The sequence below is a fragment of the Actinomadura violacea genome (assembly GCF_017573465.1).
GTDB lineage: Bacteria > Actinomycetota > Actinomycetes > Streptosporangiales > Streptosporangiaceae > Spirillospora > Spirillospora violacea.
Genome location: NZ_JAGEPF010000062.1, coordinates 1 through 21,577, shown reverse-complemented (window position 1 = coordinate 21,577; position 21,577 = coordinate 1). Strand labels below are relative to the sequence as shown.

At 74.3% G+C, this 21,577-nt stretch carries 19 protein-coding genes; 8 read left to right on the top strand and 11 right to left on the bottom strand.

Features of this window, described 5'->3' with window-relative positions; translation table 11 throughout:
* Positions 1 to 994: maltotransferase domain-containing protein (locus tag J4709_RS52545; protein WP_208253050.1), on the bottom strand; the 994-nt coding region annotated here is incomplete at its 3' end.
* Between the two features lie 233 nt (positions 995 to 1,227).
* On the opposite strand from J4709_RS52545, the gene J4709_RS52540 reads away from it, so the two are divergent.
* On the top strand, positions 1,228 to 2,094 hold the full coding sequence (locus tag J4709_RS52540) for an RlpA-like double-psi beta-barrel domain-containing protein (protein ID WP_208253049.1): 867 nt from the start codon (positions 1,228 to 1,230) through the stop codon (positions 2,092 to 2,094).
* An 88-nt stretch (positions 2,095 to 2,182) separates the two neighbouring features.
* Here the strand turns inward: J4709_RS52540 and J4709_RS52535 are convergent, their stop codons facing one another.
* Positions 2,183 to 2,527: an STAS domain-containing protein gene (locus J4709_RS52535; RefSeq protein ID WP_208253048.1), complete on the bottom strand. Its 345-nt coding sequence runs from the start codon at positions 2,525 to 2,527 to the stop codon at positions 2,183 to 2,185.
* A 472-nt stretch (positions 2,528 to 2,999) separates the two neighbouring features.
* Here J4709_RS52535 and J4709_RS52530 point away from each other — a divergent pair, with 472 nt between their 5' ends.
* The 3 genes from J4709_RS52530 to J4709_RS52520 all read left to right on the top strand — a co-directional run bounded on the left by J4709_RS52530 (position 3,000) and on the right by J4709_RS52520 (position 5,951).
* Positions 3,000 to 3,281 (top strand): sulfurtransferase TusA family protein, encoded by a 282-nt coding sequence (locus tag J4709_RS52530; RefSeq protein WP_208253047.1) that lies wholly within the window; start codon positions 3,000 to 3,002, stop codon positions 3,279 to 3,281.
* Between the two features lie 77 nt (positions 3,282 to 3,358).
* Complete coding sequence (locus J4709_RS52525; protein WP_307802183.1) at positions 3,359 to 4,867, top strand: flavin-containing monooxygenase; 1,509 nt, start codon at positions 3,359 to 3,361, stop codon at positions 4,865 to 4,867.
* A 1-nt stretch (position 4,868) separates the two neighbouring features.
* Positions 4,869 to 5,951 carry a hypothetical protein gene (locus tag J4709_RS52520; protein ID WP_208253046.1) on the top strand — a complete coding sequence of 361 codons (1,083 nt, stop codon included), beginning with the start codon at positions 4,869 to 4,871 and terminating at the stop codon, positions 5,949 to 5,951.
* A 15-nt stretch (positions 5,952 to 5,966) separates the two neighbouring features.
* On the opposite strand, the gene J4709_RS55340 is transcribed toward J4709_RS52520, so the two are convergent.
* Together J4709_RS55340 and J4709_RS52510 are read right to left on the bottom strand one after the other, a co-directional pair.
* A complete protein-coding gene (locus J4709_RS55340) occupies positions 5,967 to 8,858 on the bottom strand; it encodes a helix-turn-helix transcriptional regulator (RefSeq protein WP_208253045.1) in 2,892 nt (963 codons plus the stop codon).
* Positions 8,855 to 9,508, bottom strand: a complete 654-nt coding sequence (locus J4709_RS52510; protein WP_208253044.1) for an FMN-binding negative transcriptional regulator — start codon at positions 9,506 to 9,508, stop codon at positions 8,855 to 8,857. The genes J4709_RS55340 and J4709_RS52510 overlap by 4 nt, the downstream gene beginning before the upstream one ends.
* A gap of 51 nt (positions 9,509 to 9,559) precedes the next feature.
* Here J4709_RS52510 and J4709_RS52505 point away from each other — a divergent pair, with 51 nt between their 5' ends.
* The 4 genes from J4709_RS52505 (at position 9,560) to J4709_RS52490 (ending at position 13,764) form a co-directional block, all read left to right on the top strand.
* Positions 9,560 to 10,516: a DNA polymerase domain-containing protein gene (locus J4709_RS52505; RefSeq protein ID WP_208253043.1), complete on the top strand. Its 957-nt coding sequence runs from the start codon at positions 9,560 to 9,562 to the stop codon at positions 10,514 to 10,516.
* A 123-nt stretch (positions 10,517 to 10,639) separates the two neighbouring features.
* A complete protein-coding gene (locus J4709_RS52500) occupies positions 10,640 to 12,001 on the top strand; it encodes a cytochrome ubiquinol oxidase subunit I (RefSeq protein WP_208253052.1) in 1,362 nt (453 codons plus the stop codon).
* Positions 12,002 to 12,004: 3 nt separating this feature from the next.
* Entirely contained in the window at positions 12,005 to 13,015 is a 1,011-nt protein-coding gene (locus J4709_RS52495) for a cytochrome d ubiquinol oxidase subunit II (RefSeq protein ID WP_208253042.1), read from the top strand.
* A gap of 74 nt (positions 13,016 to 13,089) precedes the next feature.
* On the top strand, positions 13,090 to 13,764 hold the full coding sequence (locus tag J4709_RS52490) for an esterase/lipase family protein (RefSeq protein ID WP_208253041.1): 675 nt from the start codon (positions 13,090 to 13,092) through the stop codon (positions 13,762 to 13,764).
* A 127-nt stretch (positions 13,765 to 13,891) separates the two neighbouring features.
* Here the strand turns inward: J4709_RS52490 and J4709_RS52485 are convergent, their stop codons facing one another.
* The 7 genes from J4709_RS52485 to J4709_RS52455 form a co-directional block, all read right to left on the bottom strand.
* The gene (locus J4709_RS52485) at positions 13,892 to 14,746 is read right to left on the bottom strand and encodes a geranyl diphosphate 2-C-methyltransferase (RefSeq protein WP_208253040.1); all 855 of its coding nucleotides are present in this window, start codon (positions 14,744 to 14,746) and stop codon (positions 13,892 to 13,894) included.
* Between the two features lie 133 nt (positions 14,747 to 14,879).
* Positions 14,880 to 16,262: a family 2 encapsulin nanocompartment cargo protein terpene cyclase gene (locus J4709_RS52480; RefSeq protein WP_208253039.1), complete on the bottom strand. Its 1,383-nt coding sequence runs from the start codon at positions 16,260 to 16,262 to the stop codon at positions 14,880 to 14,882.
* 187 nt (positions 16,263 to 16,449) lie between these two features.
* Positions 16,450 to 17,343 (bottom strand): TauD/TfdA dioxygenase family protein, encoded by an 894-nt coding sequence (locus tag J4709_RS52475; RefSeq protein WP_208253038.1) that lies wholly within the window; start codon positions 17,341 to 17,343, stop codon positions 16,450 to 16,452.
* A gap of 14 nt (positions 17,344 to 17,357) precedes the next feature.
* Complete coding sequence (locus J4709_RS52470) at positions 17,358 to 18,194, bottom strand: ABC transporter permease (protein WP_208253037.1); 837 nt, start codon at positions 18,192 to 18,194, stop codon at positions 17,358 to 17,360.
* Positions 18,191 to 19,006 carry an ABC transporter ATP-binding protein gene (locus J4709_RS52465; RefSeq protein WP_307802182.1) on the bottom strand — a complete coding sequence of 272 codons (816 nt, stop codon included), beginning with the start codon at positions 19,004 to 19,006 and terminating at the stop codon, positions 18,191 to 18,193. Before J4709_RS52465 ends, J4709_RS52470 begins: the two co-directional genes overlap by 4 nt.
* Positions 19,003 to 20,061 carry an ABC transporter substrate-binding protein gene (locus tag J4709_RS52460; protein ID WP_208253036.1) on the bottom strand — a complete coding sequence of 353 codons (1,059 nt, stop codon included), beginning with the start codon at positions 20,059 to 20,061 and terminating at the stop codon, positions 19,003 to 19,005. The genes J4709_RS52465 and J4709_RS52460 overlap by 4 nt, the downstream gene beginning before the upstream one ends.
* A 295-nt stretch (positions 20,062 to 20,356) precedes the next feature.
* A partial coding sequence (locus J4709_RS52455; RefSeq protein WP_208253035.1) for an outer membrane protein assembly factor BamB family protein occupies positions 20,357 to 21,577 on the bottom strand: 1,221 nt, incomplete at its 5' end.

Below are 21,577 nucleotides of genomic sequence, written 5' to 3'. Positions count from 1 at the left end.
GGTCGGTGACCCAGGGGTGGTCGGGGGAGCATTGCAGGGCCAGGTCGAGGGCGATTTCGAGGCCGTGGTCGGCGGCGTAGGCGACGAACGCGTCGAAGTCGGCCAGGGTGCCCAGGTCGGGGTGGATCGCGTCGTGTCCGCCCTCGGGTGAGCCGATGGCCCAGGGGGAGCCGGGGTCATACGGGCCGGCGTCCAGGGTGTTGTTGGGTCCTTTGCGGTGGCTGGTGCCGATCGGGTGGATGGGTGGGAGGTAGACGACGTCGAAGCCCATGTCGGCGATGGCGGGCAGGCGTTTCATCGCGGTGCGAAACGTCCCCGACATCGGTCCGCGGCGTCCCATCGGGTCGAACCCGGCGCCTTCGGAACGGGGGAAGAACTCGTACCAGGCCCCGTACAGGGCGCGTTGCCGGTCGACCCGCAGCGGGTACCAGTCCGACACCGTCAGCAGATCCCGCAACGGATGCCGCTCCAAGACATCCGCGATGTCGGGGTGCTTGACGGCGGCGAGCCGCACGAGGGCGTCGCCGTCCCCGTCCGACAGGGTGCGGACCAGCCGCGCCAGCGTCCGCCGGTCCTTCGCGGGGACGCCGCGCGCCGCACGCGTGAACAGGGTGGCGCCTTCGGCGAGCATGAGCTCGGCGTCCTGGCCGCGCGGGATCTTGATCTGGGCGTCGTGCCACCAGTGCGCGATCGGGTCGCCCCACGCCTCGATCCGGAACGACCACTCGCCCTCCCGGTCCGGCGTCACCAGCGCCGCCCACCGGTCCAGCCCGACGCCGACCTCGGACATCCGCTCGCCCGGCTGCTCCATGCCGTCCGGGCCGCGCAGCACCACCGCCGCGCCGAGCATCTCGTGCCCCTCCCGGAACACCGTCGCCGACACCTCGACCGTCTCGCCCACCACGGCCTTCGCCGGCCACCGGCCCCCGCCGACCACCGGCGCCACATCCAGGACCGGGATCCGCCCGAGTCCGCCCGTCGGCTGCACCTGCATCGCGCTCCGCTCCCACACCCGTCCGCGTCGGTCCCCGTGATCCATGCCCGGCCCGCGACCGTCGGGCATCCCGCGAACCACAAGATCACGCAAAGAGATCACGGCGGCGCGGCGCGCCTGGGCGCCGCGCCGGGGCGCAGTTCAGGCCGACTTAAGGCGCAGTTGATCTATGAACCGGCCGTCCGGGAGGGCTCGTAACCCAGGCGAGTCCACCACCGGAAGGAGCGGTTCGAATGATGCGGCGGAATGCGGTGCGCGCGGCGCTCGGCACGGCCGGGCTGCTGGCGCTGCTCGGCGCGGGCGCGTGCGGTGCCGGGGAGCAGCGGCAGGCGGGACGGGTCGCGGCGGAGTCGTCCGGCTGCGCGGCCCTCCAGCAGCGGATCGCGGCGGGGCGGACGGTCGACGTCCCCGCCGCCGAACGCTGCGACCAGACCCAGTTCGCGCGGCTGGAGAACTTGCGGCAGGCGGCGCGGGCGAAAGGCGAGAAGCCCGCGATGCAGGTCAGCGCCATCTGCCGGGCGGTCGACGCGCAGGCCGCGAAGGGCGACGCGAAGCTGGACTTCGGGCTGGCCTTCCACTGCCGTCAGCGCGAGCGGTTCGCGAACACCGTCAACGCGACCAGCGGGCTCGGGCCCGCGAACAAGGTGACGTCCCTGTGCCTGGGCGCGCGCGCCAAGAAGGCGCGGGGTGAGACGGTCGACGCGTTCACCGAGTCGTTCTGCGGCAAGGAGGAGGCGGCGGCGGGCGGGTCGCAGGCGGCCCAGGCACCGTCGTCCAGCACCCCGCCCACATCGACGCCCCCGCAGAGCACGGCGCCCGCGAAGAGCACGGCGCCCGCCGCGTCCGGCGGCGGCGACGTCGTGTGCGCGGGGTCGACGGTGACGCTGTCCGGCGAGGCCGGCGCGCCCGCCGCGTCCAGCGACCGGCTGCCCGTCGAGACGAAGGTGAAGGTGACGAACCTCGACAACGGCAAGTCCACCACGGTCGTGGTCACCTCGGCGTCGGGCAGCTGCGTGCTGCTGAACGACGCGGCGTTCGAGCAGGTGCGCGAGGCCGGGAAGTTCCTGATCCGGCACGCCCGGATCGAACGCGTCGGCTGAGCGGACGCGACGGCGGCGCGTCCCCGGCGGCCCGGCCGCCGCCGGGACGGCCCGGGACGGCCCGGGACGGCCCGGGACGGCCCGGGTGTCAGGCGTGCGGGACGGGCGCGGCGAGCGCCTCGCGCGCGGTCGTCACGTCCGGCGCGATGGCGACGCGGCGCGGCAGGCCCGCGACGTCGGCGATCCTGCGGACGATGCCGCGCGGCGGCAGCACCACCCACATCGGCACGCCGAGCTCGGTGGCGCGCACTTGCGAGCGCAGGATGGCGTTCAGCGCGTTGGAGTCGCAGAACGTGCAGCCGGAGAGGTCGAGGATGAGGGCGGGCGCCCCGGAATCGAGCAGCCCGAGGGCCTGGCCGAGGATCTCCTCGCCGTTGCTCAGGTCGACCTCGGCGGGGAAGGACACGATCCCGCAGGTCTCCGTGCTCTGCACTCGCGCTGCTCCGAGTTCCATGGCTCGCCCCAAGGTCAGGTTCCTCACGTGGGTGACTTCTGGGGGTGCTTCACTGCGACTGTAAGCCCCAAAGCTGGACGAAACCTGAAAGAGAGGGTCAAGAGTGGGGCGCTGCTCCCTCATATCGTCGATCACCGCGTTCACTTCCGATTGCTCCGTGTTCGTCGCTTCGGAAGCGCGCATGCCCGGCCGCGGACGCGGGTCCGGCGGGGATCGTGCGAGGGCGGCGCCGGCGAGGCGCCATCGGCTCCGAAGTCGCGCCGGGACGGGCTTTCGATCGCCCTCGCCGGCGCTCCGGCCGGGATCGTCCACCGGGGTGCGGCGGGTTCTCCCGAAGCTTGTAACGATCGCCTGCCGCGGGATGTTCCTCGGTGAAGCGGAGACCCTAAAGCCCTATATTTCCCCCATGAGGTGATTGGTCGCCACAACAGCGGGCGGCGGGGGAGGCCGGATGGGTTCGGAAGCGGTGGTCATCGACGGCGGGGACCGTTCCTGCGTGCGCCTGCTGCTGGAATTGCGCGGGCGTCTCGCCGGCCTGGAGCCCGGCACGGTCGTCCATCTGATCGCCAGCGATCCGGCGGCGCCGATCGACCTGCCCGCGTGGTGCCATCTGACGGGGCACGCCTATCTCGGCCCGGTCGCCGCCGACACCCCGACCTACGCGCTGCGCGTGGCCGAGCGCCCGCGCGCCACCGAGCCCGACTCGCCTTGGCGCCCCGCGGCGCAGGGCTGAGCGCGGCCCGCCTCCCCGGCGGGCGGGCCGTTTCCTTTTGACGTCTCGTCCGTCACTATTGGCGTAGCGCCAATTGAGTGAGGGATGTGACGGGCATGCCGGGACGGCCGTCGATCGCGATCGTGGGCAGCGGGTTCAGCGGGCTCGGGCTCGCCATCCGGCTGATCGGCGCCGGCTTCACCGACCTGACGGTGTTCGAGCGGGCCGGCGACGTCGGCGGCGTCTGGCGGGAGAACACCTATCCGGGGGCCGCCTGCGACGCCCCCTCCCACCTGTACTCCTACTCGTTCGAGCCGAAGCCCGACTGGTCGCGGCGGTTCGCCCCGCAACCCGAGATCCTCGACTACCTGCGGCACTGCGCCCGCAAGTACGGCGTCCTGGAGCACGTCCGGTTCGGCTGCGAGATCACCGGCGCCGACTTCGACCCGGAGACCGGGCAGTGGAACCTGCGGACGGCCGGGGGAGAGGTGCACCGCGCCGACCTGCTCGTCGCCGCGTGCGGGCAGCTCAGCGTGCCGTCGGTGCCGGACATCCCGGGCCTCGGCGACTTCGCCGGCACCGTGTTCCACTCCGCCCGCTGGGACCACGGCCACGACCTCACCGGACGGACCGTCGCGGTCGTCGGCAACGGCGCGAGCGCGGTCCAGTTCGTCCCGCGGATCGCGCCGCGCGCCGCGAAGCTGACCGTCTTCCAGCGCGAGCCGCAGTGGGTCGGCTGGAAGTGGGACCGCCGCTACCCGCGGCTGCGCACCGCGCTCAACCGGCGGATCCCGCTGCTGCAGCGGCTGTCGCGCCTCGCGGTGTTCGTCTGGTTCGAGGCGCTGCTGAACCCGATGCTGATCGCGCCGCGCGGCCGCCAGGTGCTGTCGGCGCACGTCCGCGCGCTCTGCCGCACGACGCTGTGGTCGGTGAAGGACCGGCGGCTGCGCGCGCGCCTCGTCCCCGGCTACGAGCTGGGCTGCAAACGCGTCCTGGTGTCCAGCGACTACTACCGCGCCCTCGACCTCCCGCAGGTGGACGTCGTCACCAGCGCCGTCGTCCGCGCCACACCGGACGGCCTCGTCACCGCCGACGGACGCGAGCACCCCGCCGACACGGTCATCATGGCGACCGGCTTCCGCACCCGCGACTTCGTCGCCCCCATGCGCGTCAGAGGTCTCACTGAGCGGGACCTGGACGAGGCGTGGCGGGACGGACCGCGAGCCTACCTGGGGATGGCCGTCGCGGGCTTCCCGAACTTCTTCCTGATGTACGGGCCCAACACCAATGTCGGCTCAGGGTCGGTGGTGCACATGCTCGAAAGCCAGATCTCCTACATCGTGCAGGCGGCCCGCGCGCTGCGCGATCCCGGAGTGCTCTACATGGACGTCCGCGAAGGGGTGCTCGCCGGCTTCGACGCCGCGCTCCAGCACCGCCTGGACGGGACGGTCTGGAACGCCGGCGGCTGCGACAGCTGGTACCTGCACTCCGGCGGCGGCTCGGACGGCCGCCGCCGCAACGCCAGCAACTGGCCCGGCTCGATGCTCGGCTACCGGCGCCGCACCCGCACCCTCGACCCGTCCGACTACCGGATCGTGATGCGCTGACATGGCCACCGCACACAGGACCACGACCCGCGACCGCGACCGCGCCCGCCACGGCGCCGACCGCCGGCTGCTGAGCGCGCTCGAGGGCCTCTACGTCATCCCGCCCGGCCACCACCGGCCCGACACCGGGCGCGCCGAGGCCGCGCGGATGCTCGCCTGCGACGACCGGACGGTGACCGCGCTCGCCCGGCACGGCCTGCCGTCCACCGGCGAGCCCGGCCGGGAGCGGTTCGACGCGCGCGACCTGTTCAACCTCGCCCTGTACTCCGGGACGGGGCGCACGCCCGTCGAGCGGGACGTCGCGTCGCTGCTGCGCTGGACCCGCTCGTCCTGCGAGGACCTCATCGCGCCGCGCGTGTCCCGGTTCGAGCTCGGCGTCGCCTGCGGCGACCCCGACGGCTGCCACCCCGACGCGCACAACGCCCTCGCCCGGCCCCGCACCGGCGCCTACGGCGGCGCGGTCCGGCACGTCCGGGCGCATCCGGGGCGCGGCGGCCGCCGGGTGGGCGCGGCGCCGGACGCGGCCGCGACGACCGCGCGGTCGTCCGGTCCCGCGATGGCGATCTCGGCGGTGCTGCGGACGGTCGGCGACTGCCCGGTGCTGCGCGCCCCCGCGCTGCGCGCGATCGTCCGCGAGTTCATGGGCGCCGAGCCGCGCTACCTCCGGCTGCCCGCCGACCTGCGCGACGACCCGGACCTGGTCCCGCGCGGCTTCGCCGGCTGCGGCGCCGCCAGCCGCTACATCGAGCGGTTATGCCGGGAGGAGGGCGTGCCCGCGACGACCCGGATCGGCTGGGTCGTCGGGCTGCCCGACGTCGTGCACGCCTGGGTGGAGGTGGTGGACGACGACGGCGTCACCAAGGTGATCGACCCGACGTTCACGCTGCTCGCGGAGCTGATCCCCTGGTCGAACCCGATGCTGCGCGACCCCGCCCTCGCGTTCCGCACGAACCGGCTCGTCCCGACGGGCCTGCACGTCGGCGGCGACGTCGCGTCCCACACCTGCGGCCGGGCGCCGGGCGCCGCCGGCCGGCCGCACGCCCGCGTCACCACCCGGATCGTCCCGCTCCGCCCGGCCGCCTGACGGCCTGCACCGCCCCTAGTCGAAGAGCCGCAGCCGGTGGGCGTGCGCGGCGGCCTCGCCGCGCCCGGCGACGCCGAGCTTGCCGAGGATGTTGGACACGTGCACGCTCGCGGTCTTCACCGAGATGAACAGCGCCTCGGCGATCTCCCGGTTGCTGCGCCCGGCGGCGACGAGCCGCAGCACCTCGGTCTCGCGCGGGGTGAGGCCGAGCCCCTGGGCGGGGCGCTCGCCGCCGGCCGGCGCCCCCGCGCGGCGCGCGAGGTCGGCGGCGCGGTCGCGCAGCGGCATGGCCCCCAGCCCGGCCGCGAGGTCGGCGGCCCGCCGCAGCGCCGCGCCCGCCCGGTCCCGGTGCCCGCCGGTGAGCCCCGCCTCACCGGCCCTGACCAGCGCCGACGCCGTCTCGTAAGGCTGGTGCAGCGCGTCCCACGCCGCGGCCGCCGCGTTCCACGCCGCCTCGTCCAGGACGCCTTCGGCGCGCGCGGCCTCGGCGGTGAACGTCAGCCGGTGCGCCTCCTGCACGGGCCCGTAGACGCGCAGCCCCTCCACACGCGCCCGCACCTTCGCCAGCGCGTCGGTGTGCCCCAACTCCGCGCAGGCAATGGCCGCGACCACGAGCCCCGGCAGCGCGTACCGGGAGTCGTCGGGCAGGCCGACGTCGGTGAGGATCGGGTCCAGCGCGTCCAGCGCCTCGGCCGGGCGCCCCCGCGCGAGCGCGGTCAGCGCGCTCAGCCGGCACACCGGGAACAGGTTCTGCGCCCGCCGGGCCGCGCCGCGCGCGATCAGGCCGGGCGTCTCCGCCGCGTGCCGCTCGGCGCCGTCGAGGTCCCCGCGGGCGAGCGCCACCGACCCCGCCAGGTTGTGCAGCCCCGCCCGGATGACGCCCGCCGACGTCCGCGGCAGCGTCCGCCCGATCACGCCGAGGGCCTCGTCCCACCGGCCGAGCGACACCAGCGGCTCCGCCGCGTTGACCGACAGGTGCCCGCCCGCCGACCGGGCCAGCCCGTACTCCTCCGCCCGGGCGATGCCCGCGGCGGCCACCTCGGCGGCCTCCGCGTGCCGCCCGTACATCTCCAGCACGTCGGAGTGGTTGGTGAACGCGCGCAGCAGCGGCTCGAACGCCCGGACCTCGGAGGCCCGCTCGGCGACCCGCGCGATCCGGGCGAAGAACGCCTCCGGATCGCCGTCGTGGAACAGGTCGAGCCACGCCACGTTCAGCTCGATGGACAGCTCCACCTCGGTGTCCCCGACCGCCCGCGCGACCTCCAGCGCCTCGCGCGCCGCCGCGTCCGCCTCCGGCCGGGTGCCGTGCAGGCCGACGATCTTCGTGGCGAGCGTCGCGAGCACCCGCGCCCGCTCGGCCGACGGCGGGTCGGCCGGCACCAGCCGGGCCGCCTCGCGCAGGTCCGCCGGGGCCTTGTCGCTGCCCGACCGCAGCCGCATCATGCCGCGCAGCTCGTAGAACCGGGCCGCCCGCACCGGGTCGGCCGAGGCGTCCACGTGCCGCAGCGCCTCCGTCGCCAGCCGGACCCCGGTGTCCGGCTCGCCCGCGAGGTCGGCCAGCTCGACGGCCTCCTCCAGCACCTGGACGTGCGGGACGCCGATCCGCTCCGCCGCGTCCGGCACCCGCTCCCACAGCCCGAGCACCCGCGACGCCATCCGCAGCGCCTCGGCGTAGGCGAGCGCCCGTCGCGTCTCCCCGACGGCCAGCCACGCCGCCGTCAGCGCCCGGACGACGTCGTGCGCGGCGTGCCAGTGGTGCGCCAGCGTCACCGCCCGCGCCCGGGCCGGCATCAGCTCCGGACGCTCCTCCAGCACCCGCGCGTACCAGACGTGCAGCCGCGTCCGCTCCCCGGGCAGCAGGTCGTCGTGCACCGCCTCGCGGATCAGCGCGTGCCGGAACGCGTAGCCGTCGCCGTCCACCACCAGCGTGTTCGCCGCCACGGCGGGCCGCAGCCCGCGGGTCAGCTCCCGCTCGTCCAGCCCGGCGACCGCCGCGAGCAGCTCGTGCTCGATCCGCGCGCCACCGCCCGCCGCGACCCGCAGGATCTCCTGGGTGTCCTCCGGCAGCCGCTGCACGGCGCCGAGCAGCAGGTCGCGCAGCGACTCCGGCAGGTCCTCACCCGCGCCCGAGCCGACCAGCGCCTCGACGAACAGCGGGTTGCCCTCGCTGCGCCCGAACACCTCCGCGAGCATGCCGGCCGGCGGGTCCGCGCCGAGGATGCCGCGCACCAGGTCGCCGACCTCGTCCCGGCCGAGCCGCCCGACCTCGACGCGGGCGACGTGCTCGACGCGCTCCAGCTCGGTGAGGACGGGCCGCAGCGGATGGGTGCGGTGCAGCTCGTCGGTCCGGTACGTGGCGACGACCAGCAGCGCGTCGCCCGTGCCGAGGTTGCGGACGAGGAACGTCAGCAGGTCGCGGGTCGAGGTGTCCGCCCAGTGCGCGTCCTCGACGACCAGCACGACCGGACCGGACGCGGCGAGCCGCTCCAGCAGCGTCAGCACCAGCTCGAACAGCCGGGCCCGCGACTCGGCGGTGAACGCGCCCGCGTCCGCGTCGCCGAAGTCGGGCAGCAGCCGGCCCAGCCCGTCGCCCGCGCCGGCCGGCAGCAGGCCGCGCACCCCGTCCACGCCGACGTCGCGGACGAGCCCGCGCAGCGCCGCGGTGAACGGCGCGAACGGCAGCCCCTCGGTGCCGAGCTCCAGGCAGCCGCCGACCAGCACCCGCGCGCCCTCGGCGCGGGCGCGGGCGGCGAACTCGGCGACCAGCCGGGTCTTGCCGACCCCGGCCTCGCCGCCGAGCAGCACCGCCGACGGGGTGCCGTCGCGGGCGGCGCGGAAGGCGGCGTCGAGCGCGGCGGACTCGCGCTCGCGCCCGACGAGCACCGGGCTGACCGTGCGGGCGTTCACCGTCCCGGCGCCTCCGGCCGGGCCGCGGCGCGCCCGGCCGCGGCGCGCACGGCCTCGGCCATGGCGGGGTCGCCGTCGGCGAGGTACCCGGCGGCGACGCCGTCCCGGTCGGCCGCCGGCCGGTTCTGGCTCAGCTTCGCCTTCGCCTCGATCCGGGTGATGACCAGCTCCAGGCCGACGATCGCGCGCAGCTGCCCGGCGATGTACTCCGGCGGCGCGTCGTCCACCGACCAGGCGTCCGGCCGGCCCGCCTCGTGCCTGTCGGTGAGCCGCCGCACCAGCGACTCCAGCCACGCCGGGTCGTCGTGCACGACCAGCCGCCCGTAGACGTGCGCGGTGAGGTAGTTCCACGTCGGCACGACCCGCCCGTGCTCGGCCTTGGACGCGTACCACGACGGCGTCACGTACGCGTCGGGCCCGTGCACGACGACCAGCGACTCGCCCTGGGCGGGTTCCTTCCACTGGTCGTTGTTGCGGGCGACGTGCGCGAGCAGCGCGCCGTGCTCGCCGGCGTCCGGGTCGTACAGGACGGGCAGGAACGTCGCGACGAGGCCGCGCGGCGTGCTCGTGACGAGGTCGGCCGGGCCGCAGCCGTCCAGCAGCGCGCGGACCTCGGCGTCACCGGCTGAGAAATGTGCGGGTATGTACACGCCCCGACGCTACCCGACCGGCCTGTCGGAGGCGCGTGCGAAGGTGGGGATGTGAGCACCGAAGAGGAGCGGGACGGGGTCCGGCTGACCAACCTCGACCAGCCGCTGTTCGACGGCGCCGAGGCGACCAAGCGCGATCTGGTCGACTACCTCGACGCCGTCGCCGGCCGGCTCGTCCCGCGGCTGGCGGGCCGCCCGCTGTCCGTCATCCGCGTCCTGCGCGGCCAGAAGCCGTTCATGCAGAAGAACCTCCCCAAGTACACGCCGCCCTGGGTGCGCCGGGTCACGGTGTGGGCCGAGACGTCGCGGCGGGAGGTGTCCTACGCGCTCTGCGACGACCGCCGGACCCTCCTGTGGTTCGCCAACCAGCGCGCGGTGGAGTACCACCCGCCGCTCGCCACCGCCGCCGACCCCGGCCACCCCACCCACCTGGTGATGGACATCGACCCGCCGGACGGCGGCCCGTTCTCCGCCGCGGTCGGCGCCGCGCACCTGGTGCGGCGCGCGCTCGCCGACTGCGGGCTCGACGGCGCCGTGAAGACCAGCGGGTCCAAGGGCGTGCACGTGTTCGTCCCGCTCGACGGCGGCACGGCCGCCGACGACGCCGCGGCGGCGACCCGCGCGCTCGCCGCCCGCGCCGAACGGCTCGACCCGGGCCTCGCCACCACGGCGTTCATCCGCGAGGACCGCGCCGGCAAGGTGTTCCTCGACTCGACCCGGGCGGGCGGCGCGACCGTCGCCGCCGCCTACAGCCCCCGGATCAGGCCCGGCACCCCGGTGTCCTTCCCCGTCCCGTGGGACGAGATCGACGCCGCCGACCCGCACGCCTTCACCGTCCGGACGGCGGCCCGGCTGCTCGCCGACCGCGACCCCTGGGCGGAGCTGATGCCCGCCGCGCGCCCCCTGCCCGCCGACCTCGTCGCCGAGGGCCACACCATCCCCATCGCCCGTGTCCAGGCCATGCACGAGGGCAAGCGCCGCGCCCGCGCCCGCCGCGAACAGGACTGACACCCGGAATGGTCAACGGCGGCCCATGATCGTCCCGGCCCCCGCGTCGCCGCGCGGCGCCCGGGTACGACCCCGCCGGACACCTGCGCGAACGGCATCCGGGGGGAGCGGCACGTGACCGTGATGGGACAGCTGGCGACCGGTGCCACCCCGGGCGACCTGGTGGCCGCGCGGACCCAGATGGCCGTCTCGCTCGGCTGGCACATCGTGCTGGCCTGCCTCGGCGTCGGCATGCCCGCCATCACCCTGATCGCCGAATGGCGCGGCCACCGCACCGGCGACGCGAACTACCGGCTGCTCGCGCGCCGGTGGGGCCGCGCGATGGGCGTGCTGTTCGCCGTCGGCGCCGTGTCCGGGACGATCCTGTCGTTCGAGATGGGCCTGCTGTGGCCCGGCATGATGGGCGTCTACGGGCAGGTCATCGGGCTGCCGTTCTCGCTGGAGGGCATCGCGTTCTTCATCGAGGCGATCTTCCTCGGCGTGTACCTGTACGCGTGGGACCGGTTGAGCCCGGTGAAGCACCTGCTGTCCGGCGTGCCGATCGTCGTCGCCGGCGTGCTCAGCGCGTTCTTCGTGGTCACCGCGAACGCGTGGATGCAGGCGCCCGTCGGCTTCCGGACGGTGCGCGGCCGCATCGTGGAGGTACACCCCTGGCGGGCCATGTTCAACCCGTCCTTCCCGTCCCAGACACTCCACATGATCCTCGCCGCGTTCATGGTCGCCGGGTTCGGCATCGCGTCGGTGTACGCGGTGGCGATGCTGCGCGGGCGCCGCGACCGCTACCACCGGCTCGGCCTGCTACTGCCGTTCACCGTCGCCGCCGTCGTCGCGCTGCCGCAGGTCGTCGTCGGCGACTGGGCGGCCAGGTTCGTCGCCGACCACCAGCCGATCAAGCTCGCCGCGATGGAGGGCGTCTTCGAGACCGCGCGCGGCGTCCCGCTGCACATCGCCGGCGTCGCGATCGACGGCGAGCTGCGCTACGCGGTCGGGATCCCGCACGGGCTGTCGCTGCTGGCGCACGCCGACCCGGACGCCGAGATCGTCGGCCTGAACACGGTGCCGCCCGAGGCCCGCCCGCCGGTGAACATCGTGCACTGGGGCTTCCAGGTGATGGTCGGCCTCGGGTTCGCAATGCTGCTGCTCGCGCTCTGGCTCGGCCTGTACTGGTGGCGCAGACGCGACCTGCCCCGCACCCGGTGGTTCCTGCTCGCCACCTCGGTGTCCGGCGCCGCCGCCGTCGGCGCGCTCGAAGCGGGATGGACGGTCACGGAGGTCGGCCGGCAGCCCTGGATCGTGTACGGGGTCCTGCGCACGGCCGACGCCGTCAACCCCGCGCCCGGCCTCGTCTGGGGCGCCGTCCTGGTCGGGATCGTGTACACCGTGCTCACCGTCGCGTCGGTGTACGTGCTGCGGCGCATGGCCCGCGACAAGCCGGTGCCGATCGCGCCGCAGGAGCAGGACGTCACCGGGTTCACGGTGGTCTGAGCCGTGGCGGCCGAGATCCTGCTCGCCGTGCTGTGGATCGGCCTCAGCGCCTACGTGCTGTTCGCCGGGGCCGACTTCGGCGGCGGCGTCTGGGACCTGATCGCCGGAGGCAGCGAGCGCGGCCGGCCGGAGCGGGCCCAGATCGAGCACTCCATCGGCCCGGTGTGGGAGACCAACCACGTCTGGCTGATCTTCGTCCTGGTCGTCACCTGGACGGGCCTGCCGCCGGTGTTCGCGGCGCTCGCCTCCACCCTGTACATCCCGCTGACGCTCGCCGCGCTCGGCATCATCGCGCGCGGCGCCGCGTTCGCGTTCCGCAAGGCCAGCACGGCGCTGTGGCAGCAGCGGCTGTTCGGCGCCACGTTCGCGTTCTCCTCGCTCGTCACCCCGTTCTTCCTCGGCACGGTGGCCGGCGCGATCGCCTCCTTCCGCGTCCCGCCCGGACTGGCGAAGGGCGACCTGGTGACCAGCTGGCTCAACCCGACCTCGCTGATCAGCGGCGGCCTCGCGGTCGGCGTCGCCGCCTACCTCGCCGCCGTCTACCTCACCCGGGACGCCGAGCGCGGCGGGCAGCCCGAGCTGGCCGAGCGGTTCCGGCGGCGGGCGCTGGCCGCCGGCGCGGTCGTCGGAGTCCTGTCGGGCGGCGGCCTCGCCGTCCTGCACGCCGACGCGCCGCGGCTGTTCACCGAGCTGACGTCCGGGCGCGGGCTGCCGCTGCTCGTGGTGTCGATCGCGGCCGGGCTCGCGTCGATGGTCCTGCTGTGGCGGCGCGCGTACGTCGCCGTCCGCGCCACCGCCGCCCTCGCCGTCGTCGGGCTGCTGTGGGGGTGGGGCGTCGGCCAGTACCCGCACCTGCTGCCCGGCGTCGACCTGGACGAGGCGGCGGCCACCGGCTCCGTCCTCGTCGCGAGCCTCGCCTCCCTCGGCGTCGGCGCGCTGCTGCTCCTGCCGTCGCTCTGGTGGCTCTACGCGACGTTCCAGCGCGAGCACGCACCGGACGCGCGAGACCGGTGATTTCGCCGATGCGGTGACCGGCGACGGCACCGACACTCGGTGACGAAACACCCCCACCCCCCGAGGAGGAGCAGATGCGCCGGATTCTCGGCACTCTCCTGGCCGCGGCGGTCACCGTGCTCGGTGCCGTCGTCGGCGTGAGCGCGCCCGCGCAGGCGGCCGGGCACACGCCCGTGGTCTTCATCCACGGCTACACCGGCAACGCGTCCAACTGGGTCACCGCGGAGGCGGTGTTCGCCGCGGCCGGCTACAGCAGCAACGAGATGTTCGCGTTCAACTACAACTCCTACGGCGACAACAAGACCAACGCCGCCAGCCTGGCCTCCTACGTGAACCAGGTGCGGGCGCAGACCGGCGCGTCGAAGGTCGACATCGTGAACCACTCGATGGGCGGGCTCGTCAGCTGGTGGTACATCAAGGAGCTCGGCGGCCAGCAGTACGTCAAGCACCTGGCGTCCCTCGCCGGCGCCAACCACGGCACCACCGCCGCCTACGCCTGCCTGATCTACACGACCTGCCAGCAGATGTCGCCCGGCTCGTCGTTCATCCAGACGCTCGCCTCCGGTGACGAGACGCCCGGCGACACCAAGTACGCCACCTGGTACTCGCCCTGCGACGGCGTCATCAACCCCTACACCAGCACCATGCTCAGCGGCGCCACCAACAACTACGTGGCCTGCGAGAACCACCTCACCTACCTCACCGACACGACGGTGCTGAACGCCGTCCGCACCTTCCTGGCGAGCTGACGCCCGCCCGGACCGCCCGCTGAGGACCCCGCGGCCCGCCGGTGCTCCCACCGGCGGGCCGCGGCATTCCCCCCTCGCTCGGTCCGGACCTGCTCAGAGGCGGCCGGCGTTCAGATGCGGCCGGCGCTCAGATGCGGTCGGCGGCGATCAGCAGGTACTGGAAGCTGCCGCCCTTGTAGGCGTCCAGGAACGCCTGCTCGATGCCGGTCACCAGCGTCGACTTCGCACGCAGCTCCCAGTACGGGATCGTCGCGGACGTGAGGTCGATGACGCTCACCGGGACGAGCCGGTTCGCCGCCATCTCCCGGAAGTAGGTGCTGCGCGGGTGGATGTCGCAGATGTAGTGCGCGTTGATCTCGCTGACGGCCCGCGACGGCAGCCCGTAGGCGTCGTTGTAGCAGCCGGTGATGGTCACGTACCGGCCGCCGCGCCGCAGCAGCCGGGCGTGCTCGGCGAACAGCAGGCCCAGCTCCACGTACATGGTGCTCTCGTTGTTCCAGATCGCCTGGAACGCCCCGGTCTCGAAGCCGGTGTCGAGCATGTTCTTGAAGTGGAAGCGGACCTTGTCGGCGACGCCGCGCCGCTCGGCCTGGTCGTTGGCGAACGCGACCTGCGACTCCGAGATCGACACCCCGTCGACCCGGCAGCCGAACCGCTCGTTGGCGACCAGGCTCGACCCGCCGCGCCCCGACCCGGCGTCCATCAGCCGGTCGGACGGCTTGACCGGGCCGAGGTGGCTCATGAGCAGGTCGGCCTGGGCGCTCTCCAGCCGGTGCAGCTCGGCGATGGTCCGCTGCTCGCGGGTCTCGGCGGGGCCGTCGAGGACGGTCCAGTCGGGGGCGCCGATGCCGTAGTGGTGGTGGTAGATCCCGTCCACCTCGCCGAGCCGGAGGTTGACCGGGTTGCGCTCGGCGTTCCAGTACTCGGCGACCGAGTGCTGGTAGAGGCTGCCGAGGACCGGGGAGTCCTGGGTGGCGGTCATATCCGGTGATCCTTTCGTGGGGTTCGGGTCATCGGGCAGGGGTGGGTCACTTGCGGCGGGGCGGGTCACTCGGGCGGGTTGGGCGCTCGGGCGGGTTGGGCGCTCGGGCGGTGCGGTCACTCGGGGCGGGTGGTCACTTGTAGCGGTCGGACGCGCCGTGCCACTCCAGGCAGCCGCCCATCCAGCTCTGCACGCCGAGCAGGAACCGCTGCAGCTCGGCGGAGGGGAGCGAGGCCAGCTCCCGCTGGCTGTCCTCGAACCCGCGGACGAAGTCGTTGTGCATCGCCACGGCCGCCCGGACCGCCTCTTCCAGCGCGCAGCCCTCCTCCTCGGCGATCAGCAGGACCACGTTGCAGTCCGGCAGGTCGTCGGCGGCCTCCCGCTCCACCGAGTGCAGGTCGTTGACGATCACCGAGGCGGTGCCGGCCTGCATCACCGCGCGGTGCACGCGCGGTTCGTAGAACAGGTTCGCGTCCAGCTGGTAGCCGCCGACGACGTCGATCAGCGTCATGGAGGTGTAGAAGCTGTCGTGCTGCCGCGCGGCGAGGTACCGCCACACCGGGGGCAGCTCGCCGAGGTGCCGCCACGCCGCGTACGCCGTCCAGCTCACGTACATCTGGAACGTGGTGTTGAGGATCCGCATGACCTGCGACGGGCCGGCGTGCCGCTTCAGGTGCCCGGTGGCCGAGCGCAGCGCCCGCAGGACGGGGTCGGACTCCACGGCCTCCTCGACCTGCGCGGTGTACTTGCCCGCGTCCGGCGGCGGGTCCATCGCCGACATCACCAGCGCGAGCCGCGGCGGCAGCTCGGTGGGGACGGCGCCGAGGTCGGTCTCGTCGGCGTAGTAGTCGTCGCACGCCCACCAGGCGGCGTTCATCTTGGCGGCGAGCAGCAGCGGGTCGACGTCGTCGGTCTCGGGGTGGGCGAGGACGGCGAGCCGCCCGAACCCGGTGTTGCGGAACTTGTCCAGCTGGTCGGCGTAGATCCCGACCTCGCCGGCCCACTCGACGAGCCGGTCGTTGACCACGAGCGCGAGGTCGTCGTCGATGCGGGCGGTCAGCGGGCAGTACAGCGGGGGGTACGAGCCGTCGCCCCACTCGCGTTCGGCGTAGCCGGGGGAGAAGTGGCCGCCCTTGCGCGTCGGGCTCGGCAGCGGCGTCGGGAGCACCGGGACGGCGGCCTCCGGCTCGGCCGCGCAGTCGTCCTGCGGGTCCTGCACGTCCTGCGGGTCATGTGCGTCCGGCGCTTCGGCGTCCGGTTCCCGCACGGACGGCGCCTCGGCGCCGTCGAGGGGCGCGGGCGGCGCGGCCGGCGCCGGCGGGACGGTGCGGAGCGCATCGAGGAGGCGCGCCGCCGACGTGCCCGGCCCGGTCGGCCCGGACAGCAGCCGGCGCACCCGCTCGGCCGCCGCGCCGCCGTCCGCGGTCGCGGTCCTGGTTCCGGCCCCGGCCCCGGTCCCGCGCGCCGGCCCGTCCGTCCCGCAGCCGGGTCCGCGGGCAGCGCTGCGCTCGTCCATCGTCGTTCCCCTCGCTGGATCATGGCGTGGTCGGCCGGAACCAGTTACTCACAGCTTCAGGGCGACTACAACAGGCAATGACCTTGCCTTGGGGTGACACGATGTAACCGTTCGGGCGCACCCTGCCGTAACGGCCGGGGCCGGGCGGTCCCGGAACGGACCGCCCGGCCCCGGCCGGCGGGGAGCGCTATGCGGCGGCGGTGGCCGCCGCGGCAGGGGTGTAGTGGCCCGCGTCGTCGCCTTCGAGGATGCGGCTGGACTCGCCGTCCACGCCCACGGGCGCGTCGCCTGCGACGGTGACGCGGTGCAGGACGCGCGGCAGGTCGCCGTAGTCGTCCGGCGCGTAGTGCTGGGTGATGCGGTTGTCGAACAGCACGAGGTCGCCGGGGTTCCACGCGACCCGCACGATGTTCTCCGGACGGGTCACGTACCGCTGCAGCAGCCGCAGGATGTCGCGCGACTCGGTGCCGGACAGCCCGACGATCTCCTGCGCGAACCCGCCGATGAACAGGCCGCGTTCACCCGTCTCCGGGTGCACCCGCACGACCGGGTGGGCGGTCCGGTAGCGGCGCGCGGTGAACACCTTCCGGTATTCGAGGGCCTTCTCGGTGTTGCTGCGCGGCACCGCGTAGTCGTAGTCGTTGGTGTGCACGGCCCACAGCCCGTCGGCGAAGTCGCGCAGCCGCTCCGGCAGGTCGCGGTAGGCGGCGGCGGAGTTGGCGATGAGCGTGTTCCCGCCGTACGGCGGGACGACCAGCGCGCGCAGCGTGCTGAGCTTCGGCGGTGTCCGGACGAAGGTGACGTCGGTGTGCCAGTTGTTGGACCGGATGCCCTCCTCGCCGTTCACCGGCAGGATGTCGGGCTGGCCGTCCACGGACGGGACGGTCGGGTGCGCCCGGGTCAGCTCCCCGAACCGGGCGGCGAAGCGGAGCTGGCCCTCGTCGTCGAGGCCGGCGCCGCGGAACACCAGCACCTTGTGCGCGAGCAGCGCGTCGTTGACCTCCTCGAAGGGCAGGTCGTTCGGGTCGGTCCCGGTGTACTCGGCCCCGATGCGGCCGCCGATGCGGCGGAATTCGGTCATGGTTCGTGCCCTTTCTAGCGGCGGACGGTGGGGTCGGCGAGCCGCAGCAGCAGCCGCAGCAGGCCGTCGAAGGCGAAGCCGAGCACGGCGATCTCGGCGATCCCGCTGAAGATCAGCGGCGTCTGGAGGTAGTTGCCGGCCTGCAGGATGAGGTAGCCGACGCCGCCGGTGGCGGCGATCATCTCGGCGGCGATGATGGCGGTCCACGCGCCGCCCATCGCGATCCGCATCCCGGTGATGACGCCGGGCACGGCGGCGCGCAGCCGCACGTGCAGCATCGTGCGCAGCTGGGACGCGCCGAGGCTGCGGCTGGCGTTCAGCAGGTCGGGCGGGACGGCGTCGAGCGCGCCGAGCGTCGCGACCGTGACGATCGGCAGCACCCCGAAGAAGATCAGCGCGATCTTCGAGGTCTCGCCGATGCCGAACCACACCACCAGCAGCGGGATGAACGCGATCGGCGGCAGCGGCCGCATGATCGCGATGAGCGGGTCGGCCAGCTCGCGGACCACCCGGACGCCGGCCATGGAGGCGCCGAGCACCAGCCCGGCGGCCGTGCCGAGCAGGAAACCGGCGAGGATCCGCCCGGTGCTGATCAGCGCGTCCGCGACGAGCGTCTTGCCCTGCACCTCCGGGTACGGCTTGGCGAGGTACTCGGCAAGGGTGCGGGCGGTCTCGGTGACGGTCGGCAGGGTCACCGAGTCGCCGATGACCAGCGCGGCGACCTCCCAGACCGCCAGTGCGAGGGCGATCGCGCCAGCGCCGGTCCACACCCGCCGCCACGACCGCGGCGAGCCGTGGGCGGCACCGGGCGCGGCGGCGGTGGCCGCGGGTGCTTCGGTGGTCGCCGTCATCGCTCCAGCACCTCCCGGATGCGGCGCTTGGCGTTGACGAACGCGAGCGTCTCGGTGTCCTCGTACGCGCGGGGTCGCGGCAGCTCGATGTCGATGACGTCCTTGGTCCCGGCGGGCGGCGCGGACAGCACGCACACCCGGTCGCCGAGCAGCGCCGCCTCCTCGACGTCGTGCGTGACGAACACGATGGTGGTGCGGTGCCGCTGCCACAGCTCCAGCAGGAACCGCTGCATCGCGGCGCGGGTGATGGCGTCGAGCGCGCCGAACGGCTCGTCCATCAGCAGCACGCCGGGGCGGTTGACCAGCACCCGCGCGAACGCGGCGCGGTGCCGCATCCCGCCGGACAGCTCGTGCGGGTAGGCGTCGCGGGCGTCGGCGAGCCCGACCGTCTCCAGCAGCCGCTCGGCCTCCTCGCGGACCCGCGGCGTCAGCGCGCCGCGCGCCTTCGGCCCGTACAGGACGTTCTGCCAGGTCGTCAGCCACGGGAACAGGTTCGGCGTCTGGAACAGCACGCCGCGGTCGTGGCCGGGCCCGGTGACCGGCCGGCCGCCGACCAGCACCTCGCCGGAGTCGGCGGCGGTGAACCCGGCGACGATGTTCAGCAGCGTGGACTTGCCGCAGCCGGACGGGCCGAGCAGGCACAGGAACTCGCCCGGCCGCACGTCGAGGGTCACCCCGTTCAGCGCGGCACGGCCCGGACGGCGCCGCCGGCTGAACGTCTTGCGGACGTCCCGCAACCGCACCCCGGCCGGCTCGTCGCCGCCGTCGGCGACGGGCCCGGCGATCGCGGGCCGGGTCTCGATGGTGCTCACTTGCAGCCTCCAGACTGGGCCTTGTCCCAGAAGGACGGATCGATGTGCTGCGCGATCCGCGCCTGGTCGGGGACGGTCTTGGCGCGGCCCTGCGTGACGAGGAACTCGGCGGTCAGCTTGAAGTTCTGGGCGAGCTTCCCGGTGGCGGCCGTCCCGTCCGGGCCCTTGAGCCAGGCGCCCTCCTCGGAGGCGGGGATGTACGGGTAGCTCCTGGTCGCGGCGATCGCGTCGGCGGGCGCGACGCCGACGAACTTGGCCGCCGGAGCGATGTACTTGTCGGCCTGCGGTCCCTTGACGAGCGCTTCCGCCTTGGACAGCTGGCAGACGAGCGCCTGCACCACCTCCGGGTGCTGCCGCGCGTACGCCGAGGACACCGCGAGCATGTTGACCGCCGCGTAGCCGAGCGCGGCGATGTCGGTGGACCGCACCAGCACGCGCGCCTTGTGCTTCTGCAGCTCCAGCAGGAACGACTGGCTGATGTAGACGGCGTCGATCTTGCCCGCCTTCCAGGCGGCGGCCTCGGCGGCCTCGCTGGCGAAGCTGGCGATCTGCACCGTGCCGGTGAGGCCCTGCGACTTCAGCCAGCCGCGCAGCTGGAAGTCGAGGGTGGACCCGACGAGCACGCCGACCTTCTTCAGGTCGCGCGGTGCCTTGATCTTGCCGTCGACTGCGAGGCCGGAGGCGTCGATGCCCTCGACGTACACCGCCTTGACGTCGGTTCCGCTGGTGAAGGCGCCGGTGAAGGGCGGGTTGCCGACGCCGGCGACGAAGGGGAAGGCGCCGGCGCGCAGCTGCGCCATGCCGGCGACGCCGCTGTCGATCGGGCGCAGTTCGATCTTCCCGGGCACCTTGGCCGACAGGCCCTTGTCGGCCGCGACGACCGCCTCGGGGCCGGCGACGGCGCCCTGGAAGTAGCCGATCTTGACGGTGCCGGTGGCACTGCGCGCGGACGTCCCGCAGCCGGCGGCGGTGAGCGCGAGCGCTGCCACCGCGGCGATCGCGGCGACCGAGGCCCGGACGGGCGGCGTGTTTCTGGGCAGGGGTTCTCTGAGCATGGGAAACGCGTGTTCCTCGGGCGAAGGGCCGGCTCGTGCCCTCGCAAAGGGCGCCGGACCTGGGGGGACGGGACGGGCGGGCGGGACCGCCGGGGGGCGGGCCCGCGGGCGGGTCGTCAGGCCGGACAGCGCGCGGCGGTCACGCGGAGCAGGTCCACGTGACGGCGGCGGACGAGGCGGGGCCGGAGGCGCATGCCGGTATCAGAACACGCCGGGTCCCTTCTATGCAACTATTCCTACTGGTTTAATCTGAAATACCGTGGCGACGGCCCTGGGGAACAGGCGGCGGCGGACGTCAGTGCGGCGCCTTCGCGGCGTGCAGGCCCTCCCCGTCCGTCCAGTAGATGACGTCGCCGGCGGCGGTCAGGTTCTCGGCCTGCAGGTCGGTGCGGGGCCTGCGGTGCAGCAGCCGGCCCGTCGCCGGGTCGTAGGACACGACCGCGTCCCAGCTCGCCAGATGCACCGCACCGGCCGCGAGGACCGGCCGCTGGTCGGGGCCGGTCAGGCCGCCCGCCTGCCAGCGCACCCGTCCCGTCGCCGCGTCCAGCGCGTACAGCGAGTCGTCGAAGGAGAGGATCGCGACGCCGCCCGCCACCAGGGGCAGCAGCCTGCGCCCGTCCGGGTTCCGGCCGGGGAACGCGTGCCTCCAGAGCGGCCGGCCGTCCCGGGCCCGGAACGCCGACACGGTGCGGGACCCGTCGCCGGTGAACACGGTCCCGCCCGAGGCGCTCACCGCGGTCTGCGGGGAGGCGCTCCCCGGACCGCCCTTGCGCTGCGTCCACCGCGCCTTGCCGGTCGCCGCGTCCAGGGCGTACAGGACGCTCTTCGCGTCGATGACGTACAGCGTGCCGCCGGCCGCCACCGGCGCGCCCACGACCTCGACGTCGCGCCCCAGTTCGTGCCGCCACCGCACCCGCCCCGTCACCGTCTCGACGCCGAACACGGTTCCCTCCGCCAGCGCGTACAGCAGCGAGCCGTCGGTCACCAGCGGCGCCCTGATGAACCCGCCCGTGTCGAACACCCAGCGCTGCGCGCCGGTCCGGCCGTCGTACGCCTCCACCTGCGACTCCGCGTTGCTCTGCGGCGCGAACAGCAGCCCGGCCCCGATGACGGGCGCCTCCATGGTGTAGCCGCCGGGCGTCGGCGCGGCCCACAGCGCGCGGCCGGTCCCGCGGTCGAGCGCGATGATCTCATCGTCGCCGGGGGCGTAGACGACGCCGCCGTAGGCCGCCACGCCGAGCGGGAAGAGGTCGCCCGGGGACCGCACACCGCCCGCCGTCCAGCGCTTGTGCCCCGTGCGGCGGTCGACGGCGTGCAGCGTCGCCGTCCCGATGCCCGTGGTCGCGAAGACCAGGTCCCCGAGGACCACGGGGCCGCCGCTCAATGTCCCCTTCGGGTCGTAGACCCAGACGCCGTCCGCCGCGCCCGCCTCCGCGCCGCCGCCCCCCAGCAGCCCGGTGGCGGTGAGCGCCGCGCCGCCGGCCAGCAGCACCGCGGCGCCGGCGGCGCCGCCGGC